The organism is Hydrogenophaga sp. OTU3427, from assembly GCF_038440225.1.
Taxonomy (GTDB): domain Bacteria; phylum Pseudomonadota; class Gammaproteobacteria; order Burkholderiales; family Burkholderiaceae_C; genus Hydrogenophaga.
In genome coordinates, this window is the sequence record NZ_JASATI010000088.1 from 1 (window position 1) to 4,115 (window position 4,115).

At 58.3% G+C, this 4,115-nt stretch carries 5 protein-coding genes; 2 read left to right on the top strand and 3 right to left on the bottom strand.

Annotation, left to right across the window (positions count from 1 at the left end; genetic code table 11):
* Positions 1–200: 200 nt before the first annotated feature.
* Both AAHB17_RS24220 and AAHB17_RS24225 read right to left on the bottom strand, forming a co-directional pair.
* Positions 201–587 carry a hypothetical protein gene (locus tag AAHB17_RS24220; RefSeq protein ID WP_342133628.1) on the bottom strand — a complete coding sequence of 129 codons (387 nt, stop codon included), beginning with the start codon at positions 585–587 and terminating at the stop codon, positions 201–203.
* A 14-nt stretch (positions 588–601) separates the two neighbouring features.
* On the bottom strand, positions 602–1,105 hold the full coding sequence (locus AAHB17_RS24225; RefSeq protein ID WP_342133629.1) for an RNA polymerase sigma factor: 504 nt from the start codon (positions 1,103–1,105) through the stop codon (positions 602–604).
* Between the two features lie 114 nt (positions 1,106–1,219).
* Between AAHB17_RS24225 and AAHB17_RS24230 the strand changes: the two genes are divergently transcribed.
* Positions 1,220–1,570: a hypothetical protein gene (locus AAHB17_RS24230; protein ID WP_342133630.1), complete on the top strand. Its 351-nt coding sequence runs from the start codon at positions 1,220–1,222 to the stop codon at positions 1,568–1,570.
* A gap of 244 nt (positions 1,571–1,814) precedes the next feature.
* Here the strand turns inward: AAHB17_RS24230 and AAHB17_RS24235 are convergent, their stop codons facing one another.
* On the bottom strand, positions 1,815–2,543 hold the full coding sequence (locus tag AAHB17_RS24235; protein ID WP_342133631.1) for a hypothetical protein: 729 nt from the start codon (positions 2,541–2,543) through the stop codon (positions 1,815–1,817).
* A gap of 483 nt (positions 2,544–3,026) precedes the next feature.
* Here AAHB17_RS24235 and AAHB17_RS24240 point away from each other — a divergent pair.
* The coding region (locus AAHB17_RS24240; RefSeq protein ID WP_342133632.1) for a hypothetical protein at positions 3,027–4,115 on the top strand (1,089 nt) is incomplete at its 3' end.

A 4,115-nucleotide genomic window follows, 5' to 3' on the forward strand; every position in this document is an offset into this window, starting at 1 on the left:
AGATGAAAGTCAACATCCTGACGCACGAGGTGCTTGCGTTCCGCAGAATTTATGATGCAGATTCAAGAAGCGAAGTCGCTCGTTCCTGACGAATTGGCTGTCAAAATTCTAGCTAAATCATAGGCTTCGGCACACAACCGTATCAGCTGGCGGTGGCAATATTTGAAATTGATCACGCGGAGCAACCCCCGTGCAAACGCTTATTCATCCTCAGATCGTTGGCTGGCGCCCTGAGGCGATGCAGACCCTACCGTGGGGTTGAAATTCGGCCATCTGCGCATCCGGAACTTGGACATGATGGCCGACCAGACCTTGCCCTCATCGGAGATGACATGGGGGCTTTTGCCAATACGCGAGAGCAGCCACTGTTCGGCCATGTGGACCACCTCTTGGGCCAGCTCGTCATCCTTGGGGCTCAGCGAGTCGATTTTTCTCCCCATGAGCACCTCGAACTTGTCGGCCAGCGCGAGCCACTTCTCAGCCAGACCAGGGTCGAGGTCGGCGACTTCTTGGGCACGGGTGTCGCAGGCTTCGAATGCGAACTTCAATGCCCTTTGCAGAAGGGTGTCATCCCGGAAGATGGTCATTCTCAAGCCTCCCCTCAGAGCTTGACGCGGGTGTGTTGGTTGGCTGAGCGCTTGGTGATCTGAAGGCTGGCCATCTCGGATGGGATTTGTTCGGTCCACCAGTGCTTGCTCAGGCCAAACTGTGTCCTGTACTGGGCATCGTCCAAGCCATCGAGCATGTCGCGATGGCTGGAGAGCAAGATGGCTCTGGAGGGGATGCCCAGGATCTGAAGGGTGTTTCTCAGATGCCCCTTGGCAGTGGACACATCACAGCCCATCGCCTGAGCGATCTGGTCGTAGCTCAAGCCCCCGAGGGTCGCGGTGAGCACGGCATGCCGCTTAAGGGTGAGCTTGCCGAGCTTGAGATGCAGGATCGCGCCGTCATGATGCTGGGCCCCGGCTGCAGGCTGTGTGGGGCTGTGCGGCTGGGTAATGACCTCGATCAAGACCTTGCCCATGACGCGCTCCATGCGGTCCAGGCGCGCGGTGATGCCCGTGAGCAGGTCGATGATCTGTTGAGTGTCAGAGTTGCTATCCATGGTGCATAAGGTGCAATTAGTTGGCGCGATTATGCCATCGATACCAAAAAGCTCGGGAAAACATCGACATCAAAAAGCAACCATGATTTAATCAAACGCAACTATAATGCACCCATGACCGCAGCCCTCCAACAAGCCCCAGAACTGCCCACCGCTCAAGCCCTGCTGCAGCAGGTGCAGGCCCACGGCTATGTCGTGACGCTGGAACTTCGCGGCACCGCGCAGAAGTGGGTTTCGGGCAAGAACCTGTTCATGGGGGCTCGCGAGTCCGGTGGCCTGACCTTGTGCGACCTATATGGGCCCGTGGCGGTCGAGCTGGACCTGCAGGCAGGGCGCTGCCTGCGTTGGCAGTCCGAGGCCGGCGAGCGGGCCGCAAACCACTCGCAGGCCCTGTGCAATGCGATTCTGGCCGGTAAGGTCCGTCGCAACTCGGCCGTGTACCTCGCACTGCAGACCATTGCCTAGCTCGTGGGAATCGCCGCGCGCAAGAACTCTCCCCAACACTGAGCCCCATGAAAAATGTCCGATGTCAAGTCCTCATGGCGGGCTTGCATCGGAATACATTCCCATACACCACAACCAGTTAGGCTCAGATCAGACCGTTCTTCGGAAACTGGTCTTCGTAGGCTAGGAGCCACATGGGAGCACGGCGATGTCAAACACCGTCGTGCCCTGGAGGGGGATTTTCCCCTCCAGGTGGTGGCTCAACTCAACCAGAGATCGACGCCTCTGCGGCAGTTTTCGCCGCCTGCGACACGCTCTCGCGAAGCCGCATAGAGGTTGCGGCATCGGAGGCGGAACGGTTCACCTTGACGGCTGCCTGCGACGGCCAGTCCGTCGAACCGGCCGGAATGCCCCCGGGCTGCTCGCCAAACTCCTTGGAGAGCCGCAGCCGAATCGACTCAAGGACAAAGCCCGCGCCAGGCAGCGCATACGCCAGGTACTCAGCGAAGTATGGGTGCTTGTGCCAGCGCCCGTCGGCGACAGCGCGCTCCATCGAGCGTTCGAAGTGGGACAGCAGAACAGCCAGCGCGCCTTGCCGCTGAGTTCCTGGGTCGAGCGAACGCATCCATTCGTACCCGGTGCGCTTGACCTGCTCGCGCTCCTTGTACGGCATGGGTACGAAGCCCAGCGCCGCCTGCGCTTCCTCGAAGAGCTGATGCCGCTCGCCGTGCGCCTTGATGTCAGCTGGCAGCGTCCCATCAAAGGTGTAGGAGCAGAAGCGGCAGTGGTGCGCACCGCCGTCCACGTCAACGTGGCTGGCCACTTGCGCGTCGTAGCGCTTCTCCAGTTCGTGGAAGTGGCGCACTCCATATTCGGCCGCGGCAATGGCATTGAGCCGTTGCATATGCGTCAGGTTGGGGAGTGTGTCTTTGGCCGCCTTGGCGGCCTTCTTGAGGCGGGCCAGATCGGCCCATGTGATGGTGCTCATCTTCATTGGTTTCTCAATCGAAGACTCCTAGGGTCCGCTCAGTAGGAATCCGATCAAGATTCCAATGGAAATCGCCATTGGTAGTGAGTGAACTTTGCCATTGCGGACGGCCAGCACCTACCCGTGCATGGCGCCATTTTAGCAAGAACTCCTGAAAGGTTGCCGGGCGGAATTGCCCAGCCCTTCCGGGTCACGGCGCAGCGCAAGCAGTCAAAGATCAAAGACGGCCGCCAGGCCGCAAGCGCCGTCGGCGCGCAGTCATTGACGGAGAGCACGCCGTGGCACCATGAAGGGAACGGCAAGACCGCCTCCCTCGCACCTCCATGCTCCCCGGTTTTCGGCAAGCGAAGCGCGCAGGCCCTCAAGGGCCGGAGGCGTTAGGGATCAAAGCCGGATGGCCGCGACTCGGCACGAGGCGCGCAGCATAGTCCGCGAGCCCGACGGCAGAACGCCGGGACGTAATATGCAGAACAACGACAGAGTAATTAAATGAATCACAACGAATATTCTCAAAAACTGCAGCAGCTTGAAGACTGCAATCGCACCAACATGGTTGCCCTCGGCACTTGGGTTAGAAGCGATGCGCTTCCTTGGCTTTGGAATGAGCTTGGCGGTGCAATCTTGACCCCGAAACAGCAACACCCCAATGCTCCAACCCCACCTCGGCCACAAAAACTTACCCCCATGAATGATGCCGACGCAGTGCGAAAAGGGGTGATGGTTTCGGTCACAGACAGAACGAAGAAATTGGCAGATCCCTCTTATTACAGAGCGCAGCTCACCATGCTTGACAAGGAGGCAACACGTTATTGCAGCAGCATCGACGCCTTCTCGGAAGTTCCCTCTGTATTCGCTGAAGAGGCAGTAGTGCATACCCTGCACCGCGCGCTACTTGAAATGATGTGGTACGCACTGATCCTTCTGGAAGATGCTGCCCATCACGTCACAGATGTTCCCAGATACTTTGCCGCATGGCGCCGTAAGCGCGAAACTCCGTTCGAGGTCTACAAGGGAACAGAGCAAATCATCTATGGCATCTATTCTGGAATGACCCATGCTGATCGCGCACCCTACACGCCGGTCGCTGTACTGCGCACAGCCATTGAACTTCGCCTGCGCGGTGCGTTTTGCGTGTCTAGCTACGTGAATCCAGAAAGACCTGATGACCTCCTTCCTATCGACCTCAGCAAGCTATTTGAGGCCATCCAGAGCAACCAAAAAGATATTGATTTCATCGTGGACTTGCACGACGTATGGAGGATTTATCGCTGGAGCAATTTCTATCTTCACGGCGGGGCGCGCGATTTCCCTTGGGTTCCAGGATTTTTGCTTCAATACTTGCGGCCACTCTTTGCAGATCCGCGCACCAAAGCGAATGGATCTTGGAGCATAGATGGCGGGATTCGCATGAAACGAGAGACATGGCACGCGGTTCGGAATGTTCTAGTCCCACGTATCGAGCGCCCCTGCCTCATGCAGAGGCTTTCCGACGCCTGGTGCGCCTTATGGCCGAGTAAACCGTCGTCGCTGGAACTCCCTCCCGTTGAGGAGCGTGCAGCAGCGTGCGTGTTCTTGGAC